Source organism: Microbacterium sp. ProA8 (genome assembly GCF_039905635.1).
GTDB lineage: Bacteria > Actinomycetota > Actinomycetes > Actinomycetales > Microbacteriaceae > Microbacterium > Microbacterium chionoecetis.
Map to the genome: position 1 here is coordinate 1,574,740 of NZ_CP157000.1, position 25,642 is coordinate 1,600,381.

The 25,642-nt window shown below is 70.4% G+C and carries 23 protein-coding genes; 15 read left to right on the forward strand and 8 right to left on the reverse strand.

What is annotated here, in order from left to right:
• Positions 1-69: 69 nt before the first annotated feature.
• The 5 genes from coaBC to ABG085_RS06725 all read left to right on the forward strand — a co-directional run bounded on the left by coaBC (position 70) and on the right by ABG085_RS06725 (position 6,633).
• Positions 70-1,305: a bifunctional phosphopantothenoylcysteine decarboxylase/phosphopantothenate--cysteine ligase CoaBC gene (gene coaBC / locus ABG085_RS06705; protein WP_347978633.1), complete on the forward strand. Its 1,236-nt coding sequence runs from the start codon at positions 70-72 to the stop codon at positions 1,303-1,305.
• Positions 1,306-1,385: 80 nt separating this feature from the next.
• On the forward strand, positions 1,386-2,282 hold the full coding sequence (locus ABG085_RS06710; RefSeq protein ID WP_347978634.1) for a glycerophosphodiester phosphodiesterase family protein: 897 nt from the start codon (positions 1,386-1,388) through the stop codon (positions 2,280-2,282).
• Positions 2,283-2,388: 106 nt separating this feature from the next.
• Positions 2,389-3,039, forward strand: coding sequence for a hypothetical protein (locus tag ABG085_RS06715; protein WP_347978635.1), 651 nt, complete (start codon positions 2,389-2,391; stop codon positions 3,037-3,039).
• 260 nt (positions 3,040-3,299) lie between these two features.
• Complete coding sequence (locus ABG085_RS06720; protein ID WP_347978636.1) at positions 3,300-5,453, forward strand: DEAD/DEAH box helicase; 2,154 nt, start codon at positions 3,300-3,302, stop codon at positions 5,451-5,453.
• Positions 5,454-5,604: 151 nt separating this feature from the next.
• The gene (locus tag ABG085_RS06725) at positions 5,605-6,633 is read left to right on the forward strand and encodes an ATP-dependent 6-phosphofructokinase (protein WP_347978637.1); all 1,029 of its coding nucleotides are present in this window, start codon (positions 5,605-5,607) and stop codon (positions 6,631-6,633) included.
• Positions 6,634-6,874: 241 nt separating this feature from the next.
• Here ABG085_RS06725 and ABG085_RS06730 read toward each other — a convergent pair whose 3' ends face one another.
• Positions 6,875-7,780: a type IV toxin-antitoxin system AbiEi family antitoxin domain-containing protein gene (locus tag ABG085_RS06730; protein WP_347978638.1), complete on the reverse strand. Its 906-nt coding sequence runs from the start codon at positions 7,778-7,780 to the stop codon at positions 6,875-6,877.
• Positions 7,781-8,194: 414 nt separating this feature from the next.
• Positions 8,195-10,315, reverse strand: a complete 2,121-nt coding sequence (locus ABG085_RS06735) for a S9 family peptidase (protein ID WP_347979297.1) — start codon at positions 10,313-10,315, stop codon at positions 8,195-8,197.
• 203 nt (positions 10,316-10,518) lie between these two features.
• On the opposite strand from ABG085_RS06735, the gene ABG085_RS06740 reads away from it, so the two are divergent.
• The 5 genes from ABG085_RS06740 (at position 10,519) to ABG085_RS06760 (ending at position 15,517) form a co-directional block, all read left to right on the forward strand.
• Positions 10,519-11,883: an inorganic phosphate transporter gene (locus ABG085_RS06740; RefSeq protein WP_347978639.1), complete on the forward strand. Its 1,365-nt coding sequence runs from the start codon at positions 10,519-10,521 to the stop codon at positions 11,881-11,883.
• The gene (locus ABG085_RS06745) at positions 11,880-12,209 is read left to right on the forward strand and encodes a peptidase (protein ID WP_347978640.1); all 330 of its coding nucleotides are present in this window, start codon (positions 11,880-11,882) and stop codon (positions 12,207-12,209) included. The genes ABG085_RS06740 and ABG085_RS06745 overlap by 4 nt, the downstream gene beginning before the upstream one ends.
• Before the next feature lie 131 nt (positions 12,210-12,340).
• A complete protein-coding gene (locus tag ABG085_RS06750; RefSeq protein ID WP_347979298.1) occupies positions 12,341-13,252 on the forward strand; it encodes a phosphodiesterase in 912 nt (303 codons plus the stop codon).
• Positions 13,253-13,401: 149 nt separating this feature from the next.
• Positions 13,402-14,883, forward strand: a complete 1,482-nt coding sequence (locus ABG085_RS06755; RefSeq protein WP_347978641.1) for an aspartate ammonia-lyase — start codon at positions 13,402-13,404, stop codon at positions 14,881-14,883.
• Between the two features lie 61 nt (positions 14,884-14,944).
• Positions 14,945-15,517 (forward strand): DUF4190 domain-containing protein, encoded by a 573-nt coding sequence (locus ABG085_RS06760; RefSeq protein ID WP_347978642.1) that lies wholly within the window; start codon positions 14,945-14,947, stop codon positions 15,515-15,517.
• 85 nt (positions 15,518-15,602) lie between these two features.
• Here ABG085_RS06760 and ABG085_RS06765 read toward each other — a convergent pair whose 3' ends face one another.
• Positions 15,603-16,466 carry a fumarylacetoacetate hydrolase family protein gene (locus ABG085_RS06765; RefSeq protein ID WP_347978643.1) on the reverse strand — a complete coding sequence of 288 codons (864 nt, stop codon included), beginning with the start codon at positions 16,464-16,466 and terminating at the stop codon, positions 15,603-15,605.
• Positions 16,467-16,551: 85 nt separating this feature from the next.
• On the opposite strand from ABG085_RS06765, the gene ABG085_RS06770 reads away from it, so the two are divergent.
• The 3 genes from ABG085_RS06770 to ABG085_RS06780 all read left to right on the forward strand — a co-directional run bounded on the left by ABG085_RS06770 (position 16,552) and on the right by ABG085_RS06780 (position 19,103).
• On the forward strand, positions 16,552-17,778 hold the full coding sequence (locus tag ABG085_RS06770; protein WP_347978644.1) for a PrsW family intramembrane metalloprotease: 1,227 nt from the start codon (positions 16,552-16,554) through the stop codon (positions 17,776-17,778).
• A gap of 187 nt (positions 17,779-17,965) precedes the next feature.
• Positions 17,966-18,334: an FKBP-type peptidyl-prolyl cis-trans isomerase gene (locus tag ABG085_RS06775; protein WP_347978645.1), complete on the forward strand. Its 369-nt coding sequence runs from the start codon at positions 17,966-17,968 to the stop codon at positions 18,332-18,334.
• A gap of 205 nt (positions 18,335-18,539) precedes the next feature.
• Positions 18,540-19,103 (forward strand): YceI family protein, encoded by a 564-nt coding sequence (locus ABG085_RS06780; protein ID WP_347978646.1) that lies wholly within the window; start codon positions 18,540-18,542, stop codon positions 19,101-19,103.
• An 81-nt stretch (positions 19,104-19,184) separates the two neighbouring features.
• Here ABG085_RS06780 and ABG085_RS06785 read toward each other — a convergent pair whose 3' ends face one another.
• Positions 19,185-19,832 carry an NAD(P)-binding oxidoreductase gene (locus ABG085_RS06785; protein ID WP_347978647.1) on the reverse strand — a complete coding sequence of 216 codons (648 nt, stop codon included), beginning with the start codon at positions 19,830-19,832 and terminating at the stop codon, positions 19,185-19,187.
• A gap of 99 nt (positions 19,833-19,931) precedes the next feature.
• Between ABG085_RS06785 and ABG085_RS06790 the strand changes: the two genes are divergently transcribed.
• Positions 19,932-20,876, forward strand: coding sequence for an AraC family transcriptional regulator (locus ABG085_RS06790; protein ID WP_347978648.1), 945 nt, complete (start codon positions 19,932-19,934; stop codon positions 20,874-20,876).
• An 18-nt stretch (positions 20,877-20,894) separates the two neighbouring features.
• On the opposite strand, the gene ABG085_RS06795 is transcribed toward ABG085_RS06790, so the two are convergent.
• Together ABG085_RS06795 and ABG085_RS06800 are read right to left on the reverse strand one after the other, a co-directional pair.
• The gene (locus tag ABG085_RS06795; protein ID WP_347978649.1) at positions 20,895-21,836 is read right to left on the reverse strand and encodes a DMT family transporter; all 942 of its coding nucleotides are present in this window, start codon (positions 21,834-21,836) and stop codon (positions 20,895-20,897) included.
• Between the two features lie 100 nt (positions 21,837-21,936).
• On the reverse strand, positions 21,937-23,247 hold the full coding sequence (locus tag ABG085_RS06800) for an MFS transporter (RefSeq protein WP_347978650.1): 1,311 nt from the start codon (positions 23,245-23,247) through the stop codon (positions 21,937-21,939).
• A gap of 215 nt (positions 23,248-23,462) precedes the next feature.
• On the opposite strand from ABG085_RS06800, the gene rpsO reads away from it, so the two are divergent.
• Complete coding sequence (gene rpsO / locus ABG085_RS06805) at positions 23,463-23,732, forward strand: 30S ribosomal protein S15 (RefSeq protein WP_347978651.1); 270 nt, start codon at positions 23,463-23,465, stop codon at positions 23,730-23,732.
• 78 nt (positions 23,733-23,810) lie between these two features.
• Here rpsO and ABG085_RS06810 read toward each other — a convergent pair whose 3' ends face one another.
• Positions 23,811-24,605 carry a 5'/3'-nucleotidase SurE gene (locus ABG085_RS06810; protein WP_347978652.1) on the reverse strand — a complete coding sequence of 265 codons (795 nt, stop codon included), beginning with the start codon at positions 24,603-24,605 and terminating at the stop codon, positions 23,811-23,813.
• Positions 24,602-25,627: a PfkB family carbohydrate kinase gene (locus ABG085_RS06815; protein WP_347978653.1), complete on the reverse strand. Its 1,026-nt coding sequence runs from the start codon at positions 25,625-25,627 to the stop codon at positions 24,602-24,604. The genes ABG085_RS06810 and ABG085_RS06815 overlap by 4 nt, the downstream gene beginning before the upstream one ends.
• Between the last annotated feature and the right edge of the window lie 15 nt (positions 25,628-25,642).

A 25,642-nucleotide genomic window follows, 5' to 3' on the forward strand; every position in this document is an offset into this window, starting at 1 on the left:
AGATGCTCCTCGGGGGTGTCATCCGGCCGGTGGAGCCGGGGAGTCGGGCGGGCGTGCCAAGATCGGAGGGTGTTCGTCGTAGTCGGGGTCACGGGTGGCATCGCCGCCTACAAGACGGTGCAGCTCGTGCGCCTGCTGGTCAAGGCGGGGCACGAGGTGCATGTCGTCCCGACGGACGACGCCCTCCGGTTCGTCGGGCTGCCGACGTGGGAGGCGATCAGCCGTCATCCCGTGACGACCTCCGTCCACGATGACGTCGCGCGGGTCCGTCACGTCGCACTCGGCCAGGCGGCCGACCTCGTGATCGTGGCGCCCGCGACGGCGAACACCCTGGCGAAGATGACCGCAGGACTCGCGGACGACCTCCTCGGAACGACCCTACTCGCCACCACGGCACCGGTCGTCGTGGCTCCGGCGATGCACACCGAGATGTGGCGCCACCCCTCGACCGTCCACAACATGGCGACCCTGCGCGAGCGCGGGGTCATCGTGGTCGGCCCCGAGAGCGGTGAGCTGACCGGCGGCGACAGCGGACCGGGACGGATGTCGGAGCCCGAGGCGATCCTCGACGCCGCGCTCGCCGCGGCCCGGGGCCGCGCCGCCGACCTCGACGGGCTCCGTGTGGTGGTGAGCGCCGGTGGCACGCGGGAGCCGATCGATCCGGTGCGCTACATCGGCAATCGCTCGAGCGGCCGCCAGGGCGTGGCCGTGGCGCTGTCGGCCGCCGAGCGCGGCGCAAACGTCGTGCTCGTCGCCGCCCATGTCGACGACGGCGTGCTGGCCGCGGCATCCGCTGTCCCGCGTATGCGGGTCGTGCGCGCCGGTACCGCGGCGGAACTCGGTGCCGCCGTCGAGGCGGAGGCCGGCGCCGCCGACGTCATCGTCATGGCAGCCGCCGTCGCCGACTACCGCGTGGCCGAGGTGTCACCGCTCAAGCGCTCCAAGGAGTCCGCCGGAGGCGACGGGATCACCCTCGACCTCATCGAGAACGACGACATCCTCGCCGGACTCGTCCGCCGCCGCCGGGAGGGCCAGACCATCGTCGGGTTCGCCGCCGAGACGCCCGGCGACGGTGAGACGCTGCTCGACCGCGGACGACGCAAGGCCGCCCGCAAGGGCACCGACCTGCTGGCGGTGAACGAGGTCGGCTGGGCGAAGGGATTCGAGGCCGCCGACAACGCGGTGACCGTCATCGACGTCGGCGGCGAGGTCGTCGCGGCGCGCCGGGGCAGCAAGAGCGACGTCGCCGAGGCGCTCTGGGATGCTGTGCTCGTCGTGAGGCGAACCAGCGGGAATCCAAAGTAACGAAACAGTAACGGCGCATGTAGAGTGGTCCGCACCCCGTCGACGGCGACGTGGTGTACGACCCTCGGAGGACATGCCCGATGCCCTACCCCGCGGCACCCGATCGCGCCCGCGACCGGACCCACGCCCTGTCCGTCATGTGCGTGCTCGCCATCGCGAGCGTCGTCATCGCCATCCTCGGTGCCACGCCCGCACGCGTCAGCTCGAGCGAGCTCATGGGCGACGAGCGGACGCCCGGTGATGCCGCGTTCATCGCGAGCCATCGCGGCGGGGCCGCCACCGCGCCCGAGAACACCCTGCCCGCCGTCACCGCCGCGCTCGACGCCGGCTTCGAGTACGTCGAGGTCGACGTCGCCCTCACCGCCGATCGCCACCCGGTGCTGATGCACGACAAGTCCGTGGACCGCACCACCGACGGCCGCGGGCGCCTCGCCTCTCTCACGCTCGCCGAGGTGCGCGCGCTGGATGCGGGCTCCTGGTTCGACGCCGTCTACGCGGGGACCCCGGTGCCGACCTTCACCGAGTTCCTGGACGTGCTCGTCGCGGCCGATGCCCGGGCCATCGTGGAGCTGAAGGGCGGATGGGATGCCGCCGCCATCGACGCGGCGGTCGCCGAGGTCGCCGCCCGCAGTCTCGAGCGGCGCATCGTGTTCGCCAGCTTCGACGCTCGCACCCTCGCCCTGACCGCGGCGGAGTCGGAGGTGCTGTCGCGGCTGCTGATCCTGAAGCACCTGCCCTCCGACGTCGTGAGTGCGGTGGCCGAGTCCGGCGCGCGCGGCGTGGTGGTGAGCCGCAAGGCGGTGCTGGCGCGCCCGGGCATCGTCGACGAGCTGCACGCGGTGGGGGCGCGCGTCGTCGTGTACACGCTCAACAGCGACACGCAGTGGGATGCCGTCACCGCGCTCGGAGTCGACGGCATCGTGACCGACGACCCCCACACGCTCTCCGAGTGGCAGAGCGCCTACGCACGACCCTGAGCGCCGGCGACCTTGGTGCGCCGTGCGGCGTGGCCGCCGGCATCCATTCGTCCTCGTCATTAGGGTCGGTATCGCGCACCTGCGGGTGGCGCGAGAGGATGGTGACGTGGGAACGGTCGAGCAGAGCCGGTGGAAGCGGGTCGCGGTCGGGTGCGTCGCGCTGGTCCTGCTCGCGTCGGTCGTCACGGGGTGCCGCCCCGAGCCCGCCGTCACTCCCTCCAGCAGCCCGTCGCCCTCGCCCACGATGAAGGACACGACGCCCGGGCCGTCGGTCTCGCCGATCGAGACCGAGGAGCCGCAGTCCTCGTTCGAGCTGCCCACCGCGTGCGAGCAGATCTACTCCGCGTCCATGCTCGCCGGGCTGCAGTCCGCCAATCCGCCTCTCAACGATCCCGGCGTCACGATGCTGTCCACCGAGAACGCCGAGCTGCTCGAGATCATCCACGGTGGCGCCCCGACGCTGCGGTGCTCGTGGGGGCAGCCCAGCGAGTACGGCCTGGCGACCAACGTGACCGAGATCGACGGCGGCCAGGCGACGGCCATCCTCGAGGCGCTGCCGGCTGCCGGATTCGGCTGCGAGGCGCTCGGCGACGGCACCGTGTGCCGCATCGAGCAGAGGGGCGTCACACTCGATGACGAGGAGTACACCCGCGGTGAGACGCACTACGTCGGCGACGGCGCGGTGGTGACCACGGCGTGGATCAACTTCGCGCCCGAGGGCTACACGGAAGACGTGGTCGCGACCCTCTGGGGTTGAGGCCCTCAGCCCCTTATCTCGAATACGCATCCGTTCGGCGGGCCTACTTCCCCGGATGGGGGAGTCGTCCCGTAGAATGGCTCCAGGGAAGAACCACCGACGACGTCGCAGCTCGCAGAAGCGAGTGCCCGCGACCGCCGGCGGAGAGTCCCCGATCCCGCGTTCGCGACGGCGTTCGCGCCGCCCGCGGGAGCACGCACAACCATCGGTGTCATCCGATCTTCGCCGGTCCCGAGCCGGCACTCACGCTCAGGAGGAGCATGCCGCCCACGGCAACCGCCCAGACGGCGCAGCGTCGCCGCAAGACCTCGTCCGCGCGTCGCGACGACGAGGCCCCCATCATCCCGATCCTCGCCCGCAAGGTGCGCGAGGTCGAGGCCAAGGCCCAGCGCGGAAAGCTCGGGCCGACCAACCGCGTCAAGTTCCAGGTCATCGCGTTCCTGGTGCGCGAAGAGCGCGCCCGGGTGAAGGGCGACACCGAGCTGACGGATGCCGCCCGCGCCGAGCTGCTGAAGCGGCTCGACGGCGTCGCGACCATCCTCGCGAAGACCGCTGCCCGCGACACCTCTCTCATCCAGCTGCTCGAGGTCGATCAGGCCGCCTCGCCCGTCGCGCGCCGCATGCGCCGCGACTGGCTGCTGGAGTCAGGCGCCGAGCTCGCCCCCGACGAGCTCATCATCACCGACGTCGCGCCCGTCTCGGCGCCGGTCGTGCCGGCCGCGCTCGTCGAGCGCCAGGTGGTGCCGCAGCAGGTGGTGGCGCGCCGCGAGGCGAACCCCTTCCTCGCGCCCGACCTCTCGGCTCGCCCCTCCAAAGAGACGCCGCGTCGGCGCCTGGACAGCTGGGAGCTCATGGGCCCGCTCTACAAGGCGTTCGAGACCGGCGCCGGCGGTGGCAGCGCCACCATGGACCTGCCGCCCGTCCCCGAGTTCGATCGGCTGTCGCCCAGGGGCCTCGAGGTCATGCCGCACCAGTCGCGGTTCCTCGAGTCCGTGCGCGCCGGTCACCGTGCCTTCCTCCTCGCCGACGAGCCGGGCCTCGGCAAGACGGCGGAGTCGGTGCTCGCGGCATCCGTCGCGGGCGCCTACCCGCTCCTCGCGGTCGTCCCGAACGTCGTGAAGATGAACTGGGCGCGCGAGGTGGAGCGGTGGACGCCCCAGCGCCGCGCCACGGTGATCCAGGGCGACGGCGAGAACATCGACGCGTTCGCCGACGTGTTCATCGTCAACTACGAGATCCTCGACCGCCACCTGTCATGGCTCAGCTCGATCGGGCTGAAGGGCATGGTCGTCGACGAGGCGCACTTCATCAAGAACCTCGGATCGCAGCGGTCGCAGAACGTGCTCGCGCTGGCCACCCGCATCCGCGAGCAGGTGCGCGATCCGCTGCTGCTGGCCCTCACCGGCACGCCGCTCATCAACGACGTCGAGGACTTCGACGCGATCTGGCGCTTCCTCGGATGGACCAACGGCGAGAAGCCCGGCCCGGTGCTGATGGAGAAGCTCGACGAGACTGGTCTGACGCCGGCCGACAAGGCGTTCTATCCCGAGGCCCGCGACGCGGTCATCTCGATGGGCATCGTGCGGCGCAAGAAGAAGGATGTCGCGGCCGACCTTCCCGACAAGCTCATCGCCGACCTCCCCGTGGAGCTCGACGACGAATTCGGCCGGTCGATCCGCCAGGCAGAGCGCGAACTCGGCGAGCGGCTCGCGGCGAAGTACCGTCGCATCATCCAGGCGCGTGGCGACCGGGGCCTCGCTCCCGGCGAGGTGGACGAGGACATCGTCCGGCTGGTCGCGCACAACGAGCTCGAGGAGTCGAAGGCCGCCGGCACGGGGTCGGAGAACGTCTTCACCATGGTGCGCAAGATCGGCCAGGCCAAGGCCCTGCTCGCCGCGGACTACGCGGTGCAGCTGCAGCGCTCGGTCGGCAAGGTCGTGTTCTTCGCCAAGCACATCGACGTCATGGACGCCGCCGAGGCGCACTTCGCCGCGGCGGGACTGAAGACGGTGTCGCTGCGCGGCGATCAGGCCACGGCCGCCCGCCAGCAGGCGATCGACGAGTTCAACAACGATCCCGCCGTCGGCATCGCAGTCTGCTCGCTGACCGCCGCCGGCGTCGGCGTGAACATGCAGGCGTCGTCGAACGTCGTGCTCGCCGAGCTGTCGTGGACGGCGGCCGAGCAGACGCAGGCGATCGACCGCGTGCACCGCATCGGTCAGGACGAGCCGGTCACCGCGTGGCGCATCATCGCGGCGCACACGATCGACACCAAGATCGCCGAGCTGATCGACTCGAAGCAGGGGCTCGCCGCACGGGCCCTCGACGGCGAGGCCGTCGATCCGCAGTCGAGCGACTCGGTGCAGCTGTCGGCGCTCATGCATGTGCTGCGGCAGGCGCTCGGCGCGGCGTAAAGCCCGTATCGGGGGAGGGCGGCGCGAATTCGCGCCGCCCTCCGTCGTCTCCGCGGACCCGCCAGGCGTGTGGCAGCCGGACGCGTCCGGCACTAATGTCGGGGGAGGCAGCGTCGCCGACTCTCTTCACCCGACAGCGAGGAACACAGCTATGAAGATCGGCATCCTGACGAGCGGCGGCGATTGCCCCGGGCTCAACGCGGTCATCCGCGGCGTCGTGCTCAAGGGGACGACGACCTACGACCTGGAGTTCGTCGGCATCCGCGACGGCTGGCGCGGTGTGGTCGACGGCGACTTCTTCCCGCTCACGCGGCACGAGGTGAAGGGGCTGTCCAAAGTCGGCGGCACCATCCTCGGCACCAGCCGCACCAACCCGTACGAGGGCCCGCGCGGCGGCGCCGAGAACATCGCCAAGACGATGTACGGCCACCGCATCGACGGCATCATCGCGATCGGCGGCGAGGGCACGCTGGCAGCCGCGAACCGCCTTGCGAACGACGGCATCAACGTGCTGGGCGTCCCGAAGACGATCGACAACGACCTGCGTGCGACGGACTACTCCTTCGGCTTCGACACCGCCGTCAACATCGCCACCGACGCGATGGACCGCCTGCGCACCACCGGCGACTCGCACCAGCGCTGCATGGTCGCCGAGGTCATGGGACGCCACGTCGGCTGGATCGCCCTGCACGCCGGCATGGCCGCCGGCGCGCACGCCATCTGCATCCCCGAGGTGCCCATGTCGATCGACGACATCTGCGCCCAGGTGACGAAGGCGCACGACCGCGGTCGCGCGCCGCTGGTCGTGGTCTCGGAGGGCTTCACACTCACCGGCATGGACGAGGCGTTCAGCGACAAGGGCCTCGACGCCTTCAACCGTCCGCGCCTCGGCGGCATCAGCGAGGTCCTCGCGCCCGAGATCGAGCGCATCACCGGCATCGAGACGCGCTCCACCGTCCTCGGCCACATCCAGCGCGGCGGCTCGCCCTCGGGCTTCGACCGTGTGCTGGCGACCCGCCTGGGCCTGCACGCCGCCGACGCCGTCGTCGACGGCGCCTGGGGTCAGATGGTCGCCATGCGCGGCACCGACATCGTGCGCGTGCCCTTCGCTGAGGCGCTGGGCGAGCTCAACACCGTCCCCCTCTACCGCTACGAAGAGGCCGCCGCCCTCTTCGGCTGACCCCAGCAGCTGCAACCTCAAGCCTCCCGACCTTGCAACGTTTGCCGAGAACAGGTGTTCTGGCGAGCGCAGGGCGTTTCGGCATCCATCGTCCTGTGTGCGCCGGATCACCTGTTGTGGGCAAACGGTCAGTCCTGACGGATGCCACGGACGCCGGCTCGCGGGCTGGCTCCGGTTGCCGGGAAAAGGTGTTCTGGCGGGGACAGGGCGTTTCGGCATCCGTCGTCCTGTGTGCGCCGGATCACCTGTTGTGGCCAACGGGTCTCCGGTGCGCGCCCTGTGCGATGGCGGTGAGCACGGTGTCCAGCACCTGGTCCCAGTCGAAGAGGATCTGCTGATAGTCGAACCGGAGGACCACGTAACCGCGGGTGATGAGTCGGGCGTCCGCCGCGAGGTCACGGCGGCGATCCGCCGCGGAGCTGTGATGCGCGAACCCATCGATCTGAATGACCAGTGACTCGCCGATGAGGCCGTCCGCGGGATGGCCGTCGACCCAGACTTGCTGATTCACCGTCACTCCAGCGGCGCGCATTCCGTGCGTGAAGCGGGTCTCCAGGCCGGAATCCGAGAGAGAAGAGACCAGTACCGCGATCTCGGCTGCGGCGGCGCGACGCCACGCGACCCGCCGCAGCACCGCCGCGTCGGTGAGTCCCTTCTTGACTGCCGAGTCCCATACAGCGAGGGCGTCCCGTAGGGGCAGGCAGTGTGCGACGTGGAAAAGGACGTTCAGTATCGGCTCTTCTGTCATGTTCCTTCCCGTTGGTGCCGGACCCGTCGCCCAATGCAGGATGGAGCCATCGGATCCGTGCCGTGATGAGGTTCCCGGAACAGCCACGTGAACAGGGTCAGCGCCGGCGGGCTCGAGGGGAGGTGGCATCCATAGTCCGAGCTGCGCAGCAGCGCTCACGCACGTCACGCGGCCACCGTGGGATGCGGCGACGACGCGCCTGCGATCGCACTCCGGCGTGACGAGCCAGGATCGGCGGACCCGGCGGAGATCGCCCGCGTCGACCGCAGCGGCGACCTCGTAGCGGCTGAAACCCGCCGCTCTGGCGTCGGAGCTGTGCGAAACACCATGCCTCCGACCGATCCACGAGATCAAAGCGCGACGACGAGCGACGAGATGCGTTTCGGTGATCTGCAGCACGCTCCGACCCTCGCGCTTCGCCCAGCCCTCAGACGCGCACAGCTCGGCATCCGTGGATGGAAGCCGGAGCCGACGGTGCTGTGGAGGAGCCGTTGTGGCTGACGCGGGTTGCTGAAAACAGGTGTTCTGGCGAGGACAGGCTGGCTTGACGGCTGTCGTCCTGTCTACGCCAGAACACCTGTTTTGGGCGAGGGGTGGGGGCTAACGGTCGAGCTCGACGACGACGGCAACGACGGCAACGACGACGACGGCGAGGCGACGGCGAACGGATGCCTCGGTCCGAGGCATCCGTTCGCTCGGCGCAGGGGCGCTCGGCCGGCCAGCAGGACGTCTAGCCCGGCATGTCCCACTGTGGTTCGCGTAGCCGACGCCGTGAGGCACAAAGTGGGACGACGGCGCGAAAGCGGGACACGCTCAGGCGTCGGCGACGCCGAGCACGTCCAGCAGCCAGGCGAGCTCGAAGGCGCGCTCGCGCCAGGCGTTGTAGCGTCCGCTGACGCCGCCGTGGCCGGCGACCATCTCGCACTTGAGCAGAGCGTCGGCGCCCACTTCGCGCAGGCGCGCCACCCACTTCGCCGGCTCGACGTACAGCACGCGGGTGTCGTTGAGCGACGTGACGGCGAGGATGCGGGGGTACTCGGCATCCGTCCGCACGTTCTCGTACGGCGAGTACGACTTCATGTAGGCGTAGACGTCGGCGTTGTGCAGCGGGTCGCCCCACTCGTCCCATTCGATGACCGTGAGCGGCAGCGACGGGTCGAGGATCGTGGTGAGCGCGTCGACGAACGGCACGTCGGCGAGGATCCCGGCGAAGAGCTCGGGCGCGAGGTTCGCGACGGCGCCCATGAGCAGCCCACCCGCCGAGCCGCCCTCGGCGACGAGGCGATCGGGCGTCGTGTAGCCGTGGTCGATCAGGTGCAGGGCGCAGTCCACGAAGTCCGTGAAGGTGTTGCGCTTGCTGAGCAGCTTGCCGTCCTCGTACCACTGGCGGCCCATCTCGCCGCCGCCGCGCACGTGCGCCACCGCGAACACGACGCCCCGGTCGAGCTCCGACAGGCGGGCGACGGAGAAGCCGGGCTCGATCGAGTGCTCGTACGACCCGTAGCCGTACAGGTGCACCGGCCGCGGCGCGGCGCCGGCGTCGCCGAACGACCGCTTGTACACCAGCGAGATCGGGACCTGCGTGCCGTCCTGCGCGGTCGCCCAGACCCGCTCCTGGGCGTACTCCGACGGCTCGTACCCGCCGAGCACCGGCTGGCGCTTGCGCAGGTGCAGCTCGCGGGTCGCGACGTCGAGGTCGTACACGGTGCCGGGCGTGACGAAGGAGCCGTAGCCCAGCCGCAGCAGCGGGGGAGCCCACTCCGGGTTGCCGCCGGTGCCCACGGAGTACAGCGGCTCGTCGAAGACGATCTCGCTGACCTCGTCGGTCGAGTAGTCGAGCATGCCGAGGCGGGCGAGACCACCGCGGCGGTAGCCGACCACGCCCCAGTCGCGGAACGTCGACACGCCCAGCAGACGCTCGCCGGGACGGTGGGGGATCACGACCGCACGCTCTCCGGACGGGTCGGATGCCGCCACCCGCACCAGCTCGAAGTCCAGGGCGCCGTCGTTGTGGAGGATGAATAGCACGTCCTCGCCGTCGACGACCGCATGCTCGGAGTCGTACTCGACCCCTTCGGTGCGCGGCCACACGACGCGCGGCTCGCCGCGCAGGTCGTCGGCATCCAGCAGCCATTCTTCGGAGGTGATCGACGACCCGAGTCCGATCACCAGGAAGCGGTCGCTGCGCGTGAAGCCCGCGCCGACCCAGAATTTCTCGTCGGGCTCGTGGAAGAGCTTCGCGTCGTCGGCGACCGCCGTGCCCAGCTCGTGCAGCCACACGGTGTCGGGGCGCCACGCGTCGTCGACGGTCGTGTAGACGATGAAGCGGCCGTCGGGCGAGAAGGTCGCGCCGGCGAACGTGTCGGGGATCTCATCGGCCAGCTGCTCGCCGGTTGAGAGATCGCGCACGCGCACCGTGTAGCGCTCGTCGCCGGCCACATCCACGCCGTAGAGCATGAGGGTGCCGTCGTTCGAGACCTCGAAGCTGCCGAGCGAGAAGAACTCGTGACCATCCGCCTCGATGTTGCCGTCGAGCAGGACCTGCTCGCCGGGCACCTCGACGTCGGGGGAGAGCTCGGGCGGCGTCCAGTCGTCGGGCGAGGCGAGCGGCGCGCGGCACTGGATGCCGTACTGCTTGCCCTCGACCGTGCGGCCGTAGTACCACCAGTCGCCGCGGCGCGTCGGCACCGACAGGTCGGTCTCGAGCGTCCGGCCCTTGATCTCGCCGAAGATCCGCTCGCGGAGGCCCTCCAGATGGGCGGTGCGCTGCTGCGTGTAGGCGTTCTCGGCCTCGAGGTGGGCGATGACCGCCGCGTCCTCCTTCTCGCGGAACCACTCGTAGCGGTCCTCGACGTCGTCGCCGTGGTGCGAGCGCACGGTGATTCTGCTGTCGGCGACCGGAGGGATACTGCTGTCGGCGAGCGGGGGACGGATGCCGGCGGCCGGGGTGGACGCGGCGGGTACGGAGTCGCTGAGAGTCACCGTTCCACGCTAGTCGCCTCCGAGTTGACCGTCAGGGTCGCCGATGTAGGATTCTTCTGGCCGGTTGCCGGTTCCTGAATTCTTGGTGAACTGTTCGTTCGTCGCGCCGATCCCGTCGGCACCATCTCTCCACTCCTCCTCACCGAAAGCGAACGGTGGAAACCGCAACCCTCATCACCGTCGTGCTGGTGATCGTCCTGGCGCTGTTCTTCGACTTCACGAACGGGTTCCACGACACCGCCAACGCCATGGCGACGCCCATCGCCACCGGCGCCCTCAAGCCGAAGACCGCGGTGCTGCTCGCGGCCGCGCTCAACCTCGTCGGCGCATTCCTGTCGACTGAGGTCGCGAAGACCATCTCGGGCGGCATCATCTACGAGGACCAGATCTCGGAGTCGGTCTTTCCCGCCGTCATCCTTGCGGGGCTCATCGGCGCCATCACCTGGAACATGCTCACCTGGCTGCTCGGTCTGCCGTCGTCGTCGTCGCACGCGCTGTTCGGCGGGCTGATCGGCGCCACGATCGTCGGTGTCGGCTTCTCGGCCGTCAACTTCGGCGTCGTGATGTCGAAGGTCATCCTTCCCGCGCTGATCGCGCCGGTGACCGCGGGCATCATCGCGTTCACGGTCACCAAGCTCGCGTATGTCCTCACACGCCGCTACGACAGCAAGCCGGACGGTCGCGACGGGTTCCGCGTGGGACAGATCTTCACGTCGTCGCTCGTGGCGCTTGCTCACGGCACCAACGACGCGCAGAAGACGATGGGGATCATCACGCTCCTGCTGATCACGGTCGGACTGCAGGACCACCCCGAGCCCGAGTTCTGGGTGATCTTCGCGTGTGCCTTCACGATCGCGCTGGGCACCTACATGGGCGGTTGGCGCATCATCCGCACCCTCGGCAAGGGCCTCACCGAGGTCAAGCCCGCGCAGGGATTCGCCGCTGAGAGCTCCACGGCATCCACCATCCTCGCCTCGAGCGCACTCGGGTTCGCGCTGTCGACCACGCAGGTCGCCTCGGGCTCGGTCATCGGCTCGGGCCTCGGCCGCCGTGGCTCGCAGGTGCGGTGGCGCACCGCCGGACGCATCATGGTCGGCTGGATCCTCACGCTTCCCGCCGCGGGCGGCGTCGGCGCCCTGGCCGCGCTCGTCGTCACCTGGCTCGGATTCTGGGGCATCGTCATCGACTCGGCGCTCGCAGCAGCCGTGATCCTCGCCATCTTCGTGCGCTCGCGCCGCAACGAGGTGACGGCATCCAACGCGATGAGCGAGGTCGCCGAGTCCGGCCGCGCGGTCAAGGTGAAGCGCAACCCGCCGCCCACCCGCCGCCAGCGCGCGATCGCCCGCGAGGAGGCACGCCGCGAGGCCGCCGCCGCCGCGGCCGCGAAGCGAGCAGCGAAGGCGGACAAGGCTGCGAAAGCAGGCAAGGGTGCGCCGGCCGGAGGCCCCGCTGCGACGGGTGTCACAGAGAAGCCGACGAAGCAATCGCCCTCGCGCTCGACGGACGGAGGTGCGCGATGACCATCGACTGGTTCGCCTTCGTGCAGGTGTTCCTGGCGGCGATCACCGCGGCGGTGCTCGTCGTCGGGTTCTACGCGCTGGGCCTGCGGCTCCTCGTGCGTGCCGGCCGGGCGCCGGTCGTCGCCCCGGCCGAGTTCACCGACGCCATCACCGTGATCTCCGAGAAAGAGGCACGCCGCGCCGAGAAGGCCGCAGCGAAGGCCGCCAAGCGCAGTCCGCTGACCGATGCCCAGAAGCGCGTGGCGCTCGCGGCCGCCTACCTCTGCTTCGCGGTGTGCGCGGCCGCCGTCCTCGGCGGGCTCCTTCTGATCGTCTTCAACCACTGAGGTCGCCCCGATCACAAGCGCCTGAGCCCGTGCGCCGCGTGAGGCCTGTCGGAGCGAGCGCCTAGGCTGAGGCCATGGTGTCCACGACCCCTGCCGGCGCTGCCGGCGCGTCCCCCGGAGCATCGGTCCGGGTGGGCCCGGCCGTGCCCGTCCAGTTCGGTCAGCACCCGCCGGCGCGGCGCACGCTGCTGCACGTGAGCGACACGCATCTGCTCGCCGGCCACGCGCTCCTCGGGGGACGCTTCGACACCGCTGCCAATCTCGCCCGGACGCTCGACGCCGTCGAGGCCATCGGCATCCGTCCCGACGCGATCGTGTTCACCGGCGACCTCGCCGATCTCGGTGAGCCCGAGGCGTACGCCGCGCTGCGTGCGGCGGTCGAACCGGTCGCGGAGCGGCTCGGGGCGCCCGTCGTGTGGCTGGCCGGCAACCACGACGAGCGGCCGGCGATGCGCCGCGACCTGCTCGGGCTCGAGCCGACGCAGGAGCCCGTCACCGGCGTGTGGGATCTCGGCGGGCTGCGCCTGATCGGGCTGGACTCGACGGTGCCCGGCTGGCACCACGGCGATCTGGACTCCGCGCAGCTCGACTGGCTCCGCGACGAGCTCGCGACGCCCGCCCCGCTGGGCACGCTCCTCGCCCTGCATCACCCGCCGCTGCCGTCCCACGTGCCGCTGTTCGACATCCTCGAGCTCCGCGACCAAGGCCGCCTCGCCGAGGTCATCGCCGGCACCGACGTGCGCGCGATCCTCGCCGGCCACCTGCACTATTCGACGAGCGGCACCTTCGCGGGCGTTCCCGTGAGCGTCGCCGCCGCCACCTGCTACACGATGAACCTGGCGCGGGCCGCCGTCGACGTGAACGGCATGGACGCCGGCCAGTCCTTCCACCTCGTGCACGTGTACGACGACACGATCACCCACGCCGTCGTCCCGGTCGTCGATGCTCCCACCGCCGACGTGTTCTCGGCGGAATGGGTCGAGCGGATGTCGCGACTCACGCCCGAGCAGCGGCTCGAGGCGTTCTCGCGCAAGCCCCACTGACACGGCTCGAGCGCCTCGTCGCAGCCGCCCGCGTGTACGCCGGGGCCCGGGTCGCTGTACGCGGCGTATAGGTCGGCGGGTCGGGGTCGCGAGTAGGCTCGAAGCATCCCGGCACACCGCTGTGAACGACCCACGAGGACACCACACACATGGCACTGGACGCAATGACGCGCACCCGCATCGAGACCGATTCCCTCGGATCCCTGGAGATCCCCGCCGACGCGTACTGGGGCATCCACACCGCTCGCGCGCTGGAGAACTTCCCGATCTCGAAGCGGCCCATCTCGGTCTACCCCGACCTGGTGCGAGCGCTGGCGATGGTGAAGCAGGCCTCCGCCCGCGCCAACCGCGAGATCGGGGTCCTGGATGCCGCGAAGGCCGACCTCATCGATCGTGCGGCGCAGCTCGTCATCGAGGGGCAGTTCCACGACCAGTTCGTCGTCGGTGTGATCCAGGGCGGCGCCGGCACCTCGACGAACATGAACGCGAACGAGGTCATCACCAACATCGCGCTCGAGCTCGCGGGGCGGCCGAAGGGTGACTACGCGTTCCTGTCGCCGATCGACGACACGAACCGGAGCCAGTCGACCAACGACGTGTACCCGACCGCGGTGAAGGTGGGCCTCGGTCTCGACCTCAAGACCCTGCTCGAGGAGCTCGACCTGCTGCGACGGGCGTTCCTGGCCAAGGCGGTGGAGTTCCACGACGTCCTGAAGGTCGGCCGTACGCAGCTGCAGGACGCCGTGCCGATGACCCTCGGCCAGGAGTTCAACGGCTTCGCGACCACGCTGGGCTACGACCACCAGCGCCTCACCGAGAACGCGTACCTCCTCTATGAGATCAATATGGGTGCGACAGCCATCGGAACGGGCATCACCACCGACCCGTCCTACGCGCCCGCGGTGCTGCGGCATCTGCGGGAGATCTCGGGCCTCGATCTCGCCACGGCGAACGACCTCGTGGAGGCGACGAGCGACACCGGCTCGTTCATGTCGTTCTCGGCCTCGCTGAAGCGCAACGCCATCAAGCTCTCGAAGATCTGCAACGACCTGCGGCTGCTGTCGTCGGGCCCGCAGGCCGGCTTCGGCGAGATCAACCTGCCCGCGCGCCAGGCAGGGTCGAGCATCATGCCCGGCAAGGTCAACCCGGTCATCCCCGAGGTCGTGAATCAGGTCGCGTTCGCCATCGCGGGCGCCGACCTGACCGTGACGATGGCGGTCGAGGGCGGCCAGCTGCAGCTGAACGCCTTCGAGCCGGTCATCGCGCACTCGATCTTCCAGTCGATCACCTGGCTGCGACAGTCCATCCTCACCCTCCGGGTCAACTGCGTCGAGGGCATCACCGCGAACCGCGAACGGCTCGGGGCCATGGTGGGCAACAGCGTTGGTGTGATCACGGCGCTGACGCCGTTCATCGGCTACGCCGCCGCGGCGGCGCTCGCCAAGACCGCCCTGCTGACCGGCCACAGCGTCGCCGACCTCGTCGTCGAGGCGGGCCTGATGTCGCGCGACGAGGTCGCCAAGCAGCTGTCACCTGCGCGGCTGTCGGGGCTCGAGACGGTGACCGCAGCCATCCCGATCCAGCAGGCGCCGGAAGACGTCGTGGTCGAGAGGCGCGCCGAGTCTCGTTGAGCGGTTGCCGCGGGCGGCTCCCGATCGATAACGTCGGGGAGACTCGAACGAAAGGCGAGAAATGACCGATCCGCAGAACCCGGCCGCACCCGAGCCGCCTCAGCAGCCCGCGGGAGAGCCGACTGCGACTCAGCCGCCCGCCGATGCGTACCCCGCAGCGGCCCCCGCCGAGCCCGAGTACACCGCCCCGGCTGCTGAGCCCGAGTACGCGGCCGCGCCGGCGGCCGCCCAGCCCACGGGCACGACACCTCCCCCCGCGTACGAGGCGGCCCCGCCCGCGTACCCCGCAGCGGCCCCCGCCTACCCGACCGCACCGCCGGCGGCGTACGGCGCACCGGCCGACGCTCCCGTCCCGGGCAAGACGCTCGGCATCGTCGCGTTCATCCTGTCGTTCTTCGTCTCGCTGGTCGGCCTCATCCTCGGCATCGTGGCGCTCGTGCAGAGCCGCAAGGCGGGCGTCAAGAACGGCTGGGCGGTGGCGGCGATCATCGTGGGTGCCGTGCTGCTGGTGCTCAGCATCATCTTGACCGTCGTCATCGTGTCGCTCGTGGTGGGCGGCCTCGCCGCGGCCTGCGCCGAACTCGGCCCGGGCGTCTGGGATCTGGAGAACGGCGGCACGATCACCTGCAACTGACGCAGGCGACGGCAGCCGGCTGAAACCGCCGACGAGGGGCGGGTCCGCATCGCGGATCCGCCCCTCGTCCGTCCGCCGGTCGGCCTCAGTCGAGAATGCGGCAGTGGGTCGTGAGGGCGCCGATGCCGTCGATCCCCACGGTCACCGTCGAACGGTCGCGCAGGAACACCTGCGGATCCCGCGAGTAGCCGGCGCCGCCGGGGCTGCCGGTCGAGATGAGGGTGCCGGGCAGGAGCGTCGCCGACTTCGACAGATGCGAGATGAGCGCCGCCACAGGACGCACCATCTGGCCGGTGGTGGCGTCCTGCAGCGTGCTGCCGTCGAGCACCGTCCAGATGTGGAGGTCCTGCGGGTCGGGAACCTCGTCGGCCGTGACCACGAACGGGCCGGTGGGCGTGAAGCCGTCGAACGACTTGCAGCGCGACCACTGGGCTTCGGAGTACTGGATGTCGCGCGCGGTGATGTCGTTGACCACCGTGTATCCCCACACATGGTCCAGGGCATCGTCCGGCTCGACGTCCTTCGCCGGTGTGCCGATGATGACGCCGAGTTCCGCCTCGTAGTCGACCGACTCGCTCAGCGAGCGCGGCCAGGTCGTCGTGTGGTCGTGGCCGGCGAGCGAGTTCGGCCACAGCACGAACACGGTGGGCGTGGAGTCGGTCTTGAGCCCCAGCTCGCTGGAATGCGCCGCGTAGTTGAGGCCGATCGCGAGGATCACGGGCGGGGTGAGGACTGCTGACGCGAAGCGCATCGAGTCGAGCGGATGCCGTGGCCCCTGGCCGACGGCATCCCTGACTCGTGCCAGCATCGCGTCGCCGCCCGCGATCAGCTCCTCCAGCACGCGAGGGGCCCCGTCGAACAGCGTCTCGACGATGACAGCCTCGTCGCCGTCGATCAGTGCGAGCCTCGGCCCGCCCGACTCCGGCGGCACGACATGGGCGAAGCGCATTCCCCCAACCTAGCCGGAGGGGTGCGCGGGAGGGCCACGGCGGCGTGCGCGACGCATGAGTCCTGTGCAGCCTTAGGCTGTGCGCATGACGCACGACCCCGGTGCCGCCAGGCCGCGGCCCTCGCTCACGCCGCCCGAGTTCGCCTCGGCTCTCGCGCAGCCCCGGCACGCCGCCGCGGCGCCGATCACGCCACCTGCGACCTCGCCCGCTCCCGTGCAGATACCGACCACCGCGGTGCCCCGCAGGGGACGCACGGCGTCCATCTGGATCGTCGGGGTCCTCGTGCTGATCCTGATCGGACTCGTCGGATACTTCCTGAACGCCCTGGGTCCCGGTGCCTCGCTGATCGGGATGCTGCTGGCACTGGTTCCGCTCGTCGGCGTGCTGTTCGCCGTGCGCATCGTCGACCGCTGGGAGCCGGAGCCACGCGGACTGCTGGTGCTGGCGATCGCGTGGGGCGCCATCGCCGCCGTGGGCATCGCGCTCGGGATCGACCTGCTCCTGTCGATCGTGTTCGGCCCCGCCACCGGCGCCCGCGAGGTGCTGCAGACGGTCGTGCAGGCGCCGGTCGTCGAGGAGTTCGCGAAGGGGCTGGGGGTGTTCCTCATCTTCGCGACCGCACGCCGCGCGTTCGACGGCCCGGTCGACGGCATCGTGTACGGCGCGCTGGTCGGCGCCGGCTTCGCGTTCACCGAGAACATCCAGTACTTCGCGGTGAGCTTCATCCAGGGGGGAGCGGCAGAGACCTCCATGACGTTCTTCCTGCGCGGCATCCTGTCGCCCTTCGCCCACGTGATGTTCACGAGTGTCACCGGCTTCGTCCTCGGCCTCGCCGCGCGACGCGGACTTTCGACGGGTCAAGCGATCGGCCCGTGGCTCGTGGGGCTGGCCGGGGCGATCGCGCTGCACGCGTTCTGGAACGGCTCCGCGGTGTTCGGCGACTTCTTCGCGCTCTACCTCACGCTGCAGGTGCCGCTGTTCATCGGCTTCATCCTCGGCATCGTCGCCCTGCGGCGCGAGGAGTCCCGGCTCACCCGGCGCCGGCTGGGCGACTACGCCGCCGCGGGATGGTTCACACCGCAGGAGGTCGACATGCTCGCCACCTCCGCCGGGCGCAAGGCGGCGCTGGCCTGGGCCCGCACGCTGCGGGGCGATCGCACAGCGCTCATGAAGAGCTTCATCACCGACGCCACCGCGCTCGCCGCGACGCGCCAGCGCGCCATCACCGGCCGCGATCCGCACGCCGCAGCGGAGGAGCAGGAGCTGCTGGCGAAGGCGGCGACGACCCGGGCGGCGATGTTCGCGCCCTGACCCGACAGCCACCCACGACAAGACTCAGCGCTCGGTGCCGCGGCGATGCCTGCGTGTCAACCGAGCGCTGAGTTGGTCTGCGACCAGGATGCCGGGGGCGCGCGCGAGTGTCAAGAGAGCCGCCGCCGGTTCCCCTGACGGCGAACTCCCTGGGCCTCCGGGACCGCGGGATGGTTGGATGGGTGTCATGACTGACGACCGCACCAAGCCCGAGATCGACGCACCTGCCGGCCCGGCGCCGGCAGATCTGGTCGTCCGCGACATCGTCGTGGGCGAGGGTGCCGAGGCGAAGCCCGGCGACACCGTGACCGTCCACTACGTGGGCGTCGAGTACGAGACCGGCGAGGAGTTCGACTCGTCCTGGAACCGCGGCGAGAGCATCCAGTTCCCGCTCCGCGGCCTCATCCAGGGGTGGCAGGACGGCATCCCGGGCATGAAGGAGGGCGGTCGTCGCGAACTCGTGATCCCGCCCGACCTCGCCTACGGCCCCGCCGGCGGCCACTTCCTCGGCGGCAAGACGCTGATCTTCGTCATCGACCTCGTCAAGGTCGGCTGAGCCCTTCGAAGCCTGACGTCGACATTCAGGGAGCGGATGCTGCGGCATCCGCTCCCTTCGTCATGTCCGGCGTCTCTCGCGCTCGACCGATCGGCATGCGTGACAAATCTTTCATTCACGGGAATAGATCTGCCCGCGCGCCGCGTTTACACCCATCGAGCCCGTCGCCGCGCCCGCAGCGACCCATCAACCACGGAGGACGACCATGACCGACACCACCACGATCGACGTTCCCGGCTACAAGGCCGGCACCTGGGTGCTCGACCCCGCGCACAGCGAGGTGACGTTCAGCGTCCGCCACATGATGATCTCGAAGGTGCGCGGCACCTTCGGCATGAAGAGCGCCACGCTGATCGCCCCCGAGAACCCGCTCGACGCGCAGGTCGAGGCGAGCGTCGACGTGACCTCGGTCGACACCAAGGACGAGGGTCGCGACAACCACCTCCGCTCCGGTGACTTCTTCGACGTCGAGAACCACCCCACCATGGAGTTCCGCTCGACCGGCGCGCGCATCGCGGACGGCGACTTCCTCGTCGACGGCGACCTCACCATCCGCGGTGTCACCAAGCCGGTGACCTTCGAGTTCGAGTTCGGCGGCTTCGGCACCGACCCGTGGGGCAACTACAAGGCCGGCGCGACCGCCAAGACGGTCGTCAACCGCGAGGACTTCGATCTCACGTGGAACGCCGCGCTCGAGACCGGCGGCGTCCTGGTCGGCAAGGACGTCACCATCACGCTCGACCTGCAGGGCGCGCTCCAGCAGGACTGATCCCCCAACCGCCGAAGAAGAGCGGATGCCTCGACTCGAGGCATCCGCTTTTCTCGGCTTTCGGCCGTTCCGTGCGGCGTCTCAGCCCGAGACGGAGACCGTCTCGCGCACCCGGCCGGGATTCTCGACGAGCTCCGCATGGACCTGCGCCACGCCGCGCCGTGCCACCTTGTTGCGACGGATCGTGCCGTCGGTCGACGAGAAGTGCTCGGGCGAGTCGCCGTCGGTGAGGTACACCGGCTGCACGATGGTCCAGTCGAGTTCCGATCCCCGCAGCACGCCCTCCTGGATCTCGGAGTCGATGATCTGCGGGCGGATGAGCAGCGCGAACATGATGCGGTCGGTGAGGCGCAGCAGGGAGCGCGTGTCGCCGACCCCGTAGGAAGACTGCACCACGAGCCGGCGCACGCCCGCACGGCGAGCGGCCGCCACGATCGCCGCGGTGCCCTTCGAGCGGACGTCGTCGGGCGTGCTCTTCGCGCCGCGCAGTCGCACGCGCATGACCGGCTCGGAGATGCCGAGGGTCACGACGATGGCGTCGTGTCCCGGGAGGACCGCGTCGAGCACGGACGCCCGGGTGGCATCGCCGTCCACGCGGTCGAGGCCCGCACGGGCGGGAAGCGACGAGGCGTGCCGGGCGAGCGCGGTGACGGTGTGGCCGCGCTCGAGCAGGGCGTCGCAGACGGCACGGCCGGATCCGCCGGTGGCTCCGATGACGAGGATGTTCATGGGGTGCTCCCTTCGTTGGTGATCCCACCCTCGCAGCGACGGTCAGGATGATCTATCGTCAGAAGTACGCATTTCTTGATCGATCGTCCGGAGGGCGCCATGACCGTCATGCCGTGGGACAGCGAGGACGCACTCACCGCCGCCCTCTACCAGGTGCGCATGCGCGGCGCGTTCTACTCGTGGACCGAAGCGTCGGTGGAGTGCTCCGTGGCGATGCCGCAGTTCCCCGGCACCTTGAGCTTCCACATCGTGGCCCACGGCACGGCGTACCTCGAGGTCGACGGCGCCGAGACGGTCCGGCTGGATGCCGGGAAGCTCGCTCTCGTGCCCCGGGGGATCGGCCATCGCGTCTCGACCGCGCCGGGTGCCCAGGTCGTGGGGCGGGCCGATCTGCTGCCCCAGGCCATGCTGGGCGATGCCTTCTCGGTCCTTCGGATCGGTCCCGAGGGGTCCGACCCACCACTGGCGATGCTGTGCGGCGTCGTGGCCTTCGATTCGCCGGCCGTCGACGACATGCTCGCCGTACTGCCGCCGATCGTGACGGTCGACTCCGCGCGCCATCCCGTCATGGCCGCGCTGCTGCCGCTGCTCGCGCGCGAGCTCCGCGAGCCGATGCCCGGCGGTGACGCGGTCGCGACGCGCTTGGCCGATGTGCTCGTGGTGGAGACGATCCGCGCCTGGCTGGCCGATGAGCAGGCGGAGTCCGGCGGGTGGCTCGCGGCGCTGCGCGATCCACAGCTCGGTGCGGCCCTTGCCGCCGTCCACCGCGACCCGGGGCATCCCTGGACTCTCGAGGCGCTCGCGCGCCGGGCGACCATGTCGCGGTCGGCGTTCTCGGCCCGGTTCACCGCCGTGGTCGGCATGCCGCCGATGGCCTACGTGTCGGCGGCGCGTATGCGCGCGGCGCGAGCGATGCTCGCCGAGGGGCGCAGTGTCGCGGCCGTCGCGGCCGCGCACGGCTACGGCTCGGAGGCCGCGTTCAGTCGCGCCTTCGCGCGGGTCACCGGTGAGACCCCGGGGCGCGTCCGCCGCAGTGCGGCGTGAGGCGCCCGCGGGTCTTCGTCAGGGTCGAGCCCGCCGGCGGAGTCGATCCTGGGCGAGGAGGATGCCCAGGAAGACGACGAGCGCGCCGATCGGCTCGTTCCACGTGATCGTCTCGCCGAGGATCAGGATGCCGAGGATGACGCCCACCACGGGGGTGATGTAGGTCACGGTCGAGGCGCGGGTGGGCCCCCAGGCGCGCACGGTGTTCTGGTTCCAGACATATGCGATCCCGGTGCCGAGGCATCCCAGCAGCACGAGGCTGACGACGATCGGCGCGTCCAGTCGCACTGGCGTCAGCACGAGGAACGGCGTGAGCACGACCATCACCGCGCCGGCCATGGCGATGTAGCCGAACGTGAACGCGAGGGCCGACATCCCGGTGTTCGACACGAACCGTCGCATGTAGGCGAGGCTGAAGCCGTAGCTCGCGGTCGCGCCGAGGATGGCGAGCTCGGCGACCAGGCTGCCGTCGAAGGCGATGCCCTGCCACGGAGCGATGATGACGACCACGCCCAGGATGCCGACGCCGATGCCGGCGACCTGCACGTTCTTGAGCTTCTCCACGCGGAAGACGAGCCAGGCCATGATCGCGGTCATGATCGGCGTGGTGGCGTTGAAGATGCTGGCGACGCCCGAGGTGACATACTGCTGCGCCCACGAGAACAGCAGGAACGGGATGACGCAGAACGTGAGGCCCAGCACGAGAAGGTGCGCCCACACGCGGAGACTGCGCGACAGTCGCTCGCGGCGCAGCAGCACGAGAGCTCCAAGCGTGAGGGCGCCGAGGAGGATGCGGGTCCACGCCACCTGCGCGGGCGAGATGCCGGTCAGCGACACCTTCATGAAGAGGAAGCTCGCTCCCCACACGGTGCCGGCGAGCACGAACTGCACCGTGATCCAGCGCGCGGAGGGCAGTCGATCTGCGCGCGTCACCGGGGTCGTGTCGGTCGTCGTAGCCACGTGGCCACCCTACGGTCGCCCTACGACGCAGAGTCGCGCCGTCGGGTGCGACGTCCGAAATCCGCCGGTCTGCGACGGTTCGGCTACGGTGTCGTGCCGGTCAGGGCGCGGGGTTCTCGGCATCGTACGCGCGAAAGCGCGGGCTGGCGCGCACCAGCATCGCCACCAGCGCGATGATCACGAAGCCGCCGAGCAGCGGTGGGAACCACAGCGCCGTGAGCGTCGCGAGCGTGCCCGCGTAGAGGGCGCCGAGGCGCGGGCCGCCGGCGACCACGACGATGAAGATGCCCTGCAGCCGGCCACGGATCGCATCGGGCACGGCCGCCTGCACCATGGTGTTGCGGAAGATCGAGCTGATGTTGTCGGCGGCACCCGACACTGCGAGCACGATGCACGCGAGTGCGATGAGAGCGACGTTCGGGGTATCGGCATCGACCCCGACCGGAGCCAGCCAGCCGAGTGCGGCCGCCCCGAGCACCATGCCGAGCGCGGCGATCGAGACGCCGTACACGATGATGGCGCGCTCGATGCCCAGCCCCTGGCGGCGGATCGCGCCGACGCGGCCCGAGAACAGGCTGGACGCGAACGCGCCCGCGGCGACCGAGGCGGTGAGGAGGCCCGTGGTGATCGGCCCGCCGCCGAGCAGCACGGCGCCGATGGCGGGGAACAGCGCCAGCGGCTGGCCGAACGTCATCGCGATGATGTCGAGGATGAACTGCAGACGGATGTTCGATGCGCGCCGGAGGAACCGCCACCCGTCTCGCAGCGACTCGAGTCCGGGGCGGACGACGTCGCCCTCCGGACGCAGGGACGGCAGGGTCCACAGGCCCAGGAACAGCGAGGTCATCAGGATCACGTCGAGCGTGTACGTCCAGGCGTAGCCGGTCAGCGCCACCAGCACGCCGGCGAGCGCGGGACCGGCCATCACCATGATGCCGACGGTGATGCCGCCGAGGGCGGACGCGGCCGGCAGCAGCTCGCGGGGGAGCAGGCGCGGCACGATCGCCTGGCGGGTCGCCAGCACGATCGAGTTGGCGGCGGAGTTGACGATGCTCAGCGCGTACAGCCACCACACGGTCTCGAGGTTCGCCCAGGTGAGGGTGGCCAGGACCGCCGTCGAGCCGAAGGTCACCGTGGCGGCGATCAGCGCGACGGCCCGGCGGTCGAAGGCGTCGGCGAGCATGCCGCCGTAGATCCCGGCGATGATCATCGGCACGAGGCCTGCGACGGCGATCATCGAGACGGCGAATGTCGACTCGGTCAAGTCGTACATCTGCAGCATGATCGTCACGATGGTGAGCTGGCCGCCCAGGCCGGCGAGCGTCGATCCGATCCACAGCCGCGCGAACGCAGGACTGGAGCGGAAAGGGCGCAGGTCGATGAAGTGGCTGCGGTGCTGCTCGGCGGTCACTCGCCGACCTCGGCCGGTGCTCCGCGGCGGCTCGGCGGCTCTACGCGGAGGGGGTGGGACACGGATTCGAGCGTACCCGGGCGCAGCGGGAGCGCGTTCGCCGCGGCATCCGTTCGCTGGTAGACTCTTCAGGTTGCCGTTGGATCGGCCGCGGAGAAAGAGAGCTCGCACATCGGGTGACGGGCACCGCGCAACAAGCAGAGAGGGGATCACCTATGGCACTGGAATCAGACGTCAAGAAGGCGATCATCGAAGAGTACGCGACGCACCCCGGTGACACCGGATCCCCCGAGGTGCAGGTCGCGATGCTGACGCAGCGCATCAAGGACCTCACCGAGCACCTCAAGGAGCACAAGCACGACCACCATTCGCGTCGTGGGCTGTTCCTGCTCGTTGGTCAGCGCCGTCGTCTGCTCGGCTACCTCCAGGACATCGACATCAACCGTTACCGGTCGCTGATCGAGCGTCTCGGACTCCGCCGCTAATCGCAGCCAGCGTACAATCGCGCGGAACATTCTTGGAAGGCCTCCCCACGGTGTGGGGAGGCCTTCACCTTTTCCCGCTCACGACGTGCCAGGCGAGCCGGCGGTTCGTGACAGGCGCGCGGATGCCGCGGCCGCCTCGAACCCCAGCGGAAGCTGTGACACGGGGTCGAGCCCGGTGAGGGTCACCCAGCCGTCGGCCAGGAGTGCGGCGTCGCTGCCCGGCTCGGGGGTGTTGGGCAGGTCCTCGACGGCCAGGCGGATGTGGCCGGCGTCCCGCTCGCTCAACGTCGTCTGCACGATTCCGAACGGGGCGAGAGCCGCCTCGACGATCCCGCGGTTCGCCGCGGAGTTCGGCGCGTTGAGGTTCAACACTGTGCCCCGCGGCCGCTCGAGCAGGAACGGCAGGACGCCGATCGTGGCCGTGGCCGCGGCATCCCAATGGAACTGCGTCGGATTCATGCCGACGTCCAGCGACACCGCGACAGCCCACGCACCGTTCAGCCCGCCGGTCAGCGCGGCGCCGACGGTGCCGGAGTGCAGGATGGCCCGGCCGACGTTGGCCCCGTGGTTCACCCCCGACAGCACGAGCTCGGCCGGGTCGCCGAAGGCGCCGTGGGCCGCGATGAGCGCGATGAGGCCCGGCCCGCCGCGCACCGCGTAGGCCGCGATGCCCTCGAGCCCGGTCAGTTCCCGCCGCTCGATCGCGATGCGTCCGTCCTCCTCGGCGGCGATGATCGACGCGCTGGATCCGCTGGACTGCCGCGCCGGCGCCGCGATGATGACCTCGAGGCCGGCGTCACGGGCGGCGCGGGCGAGGACGTGCAGCCCCGGGGCGTCGATGCCGTCGTCGTTGGTGATCAGGGTGCGCGTCATCGCTGCGCTCCTGGCTGCTCAGGCGCCGCCGGCTCCGCGAGGGCGGCGAGCCCGTCGGGACTGACATGGCCGGTCACCGGCTGCGCCATCCCCGCCTCGGCATCGTCGACGAGCTCCCGCACCGTCACGGCCGCGCGCAGTGCGGCGATGGTCTCGGGGTCGCCGGTGCCGAGGCCGTGCCGGGTCACGTTGAGGGCTGCCGCGGCGGCGCCGGTCACGATCGCCTCCCGCACGCTCTCGCCGCGGGCGATGCCGGCCGCCACGCCGGCGGTCAGCGAGTCGCCGGCGCCGCGGGTGTCGGCGACCTCCAGACGGGGAGCGTTCACCTCCAGGAGTCCGGCCGCGTCGAGCAGGAGCGCCGGCTCGGACGAGCGCGAGACGATCACCGCGCCCGCTCCGCCGTCGTGCAGTCGACGCATCGCGGCGATGATCGCGGCGGGGGAGTCGTCGGCGACCCGCCCGTCGTGCACGAGCTCGTCGCCACTCACCTTGAGCACGTCGACGCCGCCTTCCAGCGCCGCGTCGAGGCGGGCGCCGGCGAGATCGACGACGACCTTCGCGCCGCCGGCCCGCAGGTCGGCCGCGAGCCTGCGGTAGGTGTTGGCGGGGAGCGCTTCGTCGCCGGCCGGTCCGCTCAGGATGGACAGCCCCGAGGCGAGCCCTTCGCGCAGGGTCACGCCGTAGAGTTCGTCGAGGTCGTGGCGCGCCAGCGGCTCGCCCCCTGTCTCGGCGATGATCTGGCGCTCGCCGCCCCGGCGGTCGTGCACGTACGCAGAGCCCTTCCCCGGTCGCTCGACGCCGGCGACGGTGACACCTTCGTCTTCGAGGAGGTGGCGCAGCATCCGTCCGATCTCGCCGGTGAGGCTGCAGCACACGGTCACCGAGGCTCCCAGCCGCAGCAGCATGCGCGCCTGCCAGACGCCCTGGCCGCCGGCGTGCACATGCACGTCGGGCTGCGCGTCGTGCTCCTCTACGGTCACGGTGAGCGTCGGGGAGGGCGCGAAGATCGTCACGTCGCTCATACCGCCACGCTAGGC

Bases quoted from the DNA above. Each gene is read 5' to 3' on its own strand.
- ABG085_RS06780 (WP_347978646.1), top strand. From the start codon at position 18,540: ATGACCGACACCACCACGATCGACGTTCCCGGCTACAAGGCCGGCACC.
- ABG085_RS06790 (WP_347978648.1), top strand. From the start codon at position 19,932: ATGACCGTCATGCCGTGGGACAGCGAGGACGCACTCACCGCCGCCCTC.
- ABG085_RS06760 (WP_347978642.1), top strand. From the start codon at position 14,945: ATGACCGATCCGCAGAACCCGGCCGCACCCGAGCCGCCTCAGCAGCCC.
- ABG085_RS06770 (WP_347978644.1), top strand. From the start codon at position 16,552: ATGACGCACGACCCCGGTGCCGCCAGGCCGCGGCCCTCGCTCACGCCG.
- ABG085_RS06815 (WP_347978653.1), bottom strand. From the start codon at position 25,627: ATGAGCGACGTGACGATCTTCGCGCCCTCCCCGACGCTCACCGTGACC.
- ABG085_RS06810 (WP_347978652.1), bottom strand. From the start codon at position 24,605: ATGACGCGCACCCTGATCACCAACGACGACGGCATCGACGCCCCGGGG.
- ABG085_RS06765 (WP_347978643.1), bottom strand. From the start codon at position 16,466: ATGCGCTTCGCCCATGTCGTGCCGCCGGAGTCGGGCGGGCCGAGGCTC.
- ABG085_RS06785 (WP_347978647.1), bottom strand. From the start codon at position 19,832: ATGAACATCCTCGTCATCGGAGCCACCGGCGGATCCGGCCGTGCCGTC.
- ABG085_RS06710 (WP_347978634.1), top strand. From the start codon at position 1,386: ATGCCCTACCCCGCGGCACCCGATCGCGCCCGCGACCGGACCCACGCC.
- ABG085_RS06775 (WP_347978645.1), top strand. From the start codon at position 17,966: ATGACTGACGACCGCACCAAGCCCGAGATCGACGCACCTGCCGGCCCG.
- ABG085_RS06720 (WP_347978636.1), top strand. From the start codon at position 3,300: ATGCCGCCCACGGCAACCGCCCAGACGGCGCAGCGTCGCCGCAAGACC.
- rpsO (WP_347978651.1), top strand. From the start codon at position 23,463: ATGGCACTGGAATCAGACGTCAAGAAGGCGATCATCGAAGAGTACGCG.
- ABG085_RS06745 (WP_347978640.1), top strand. From the start codon at position 11,880: ATGACCATCGACTGGTTCGCCTTCGTGCAGGTGTTCCTGGCGGCGATC.
- ABG085_RS06725 (WP_347978637.1), top strand. From the start codon at position 5,605: ATGAAGATCGGCATCCTGACGAGCGGCGGCGATTGCCCCGGGCTCAAC.
- ABG085_RS06755 (WP_347978641.1), top strand. From the start codon at position 13,402: ATGGCACTGGACGCAATGACGCGCACCCGCATCGAGACCGATTCCCTC.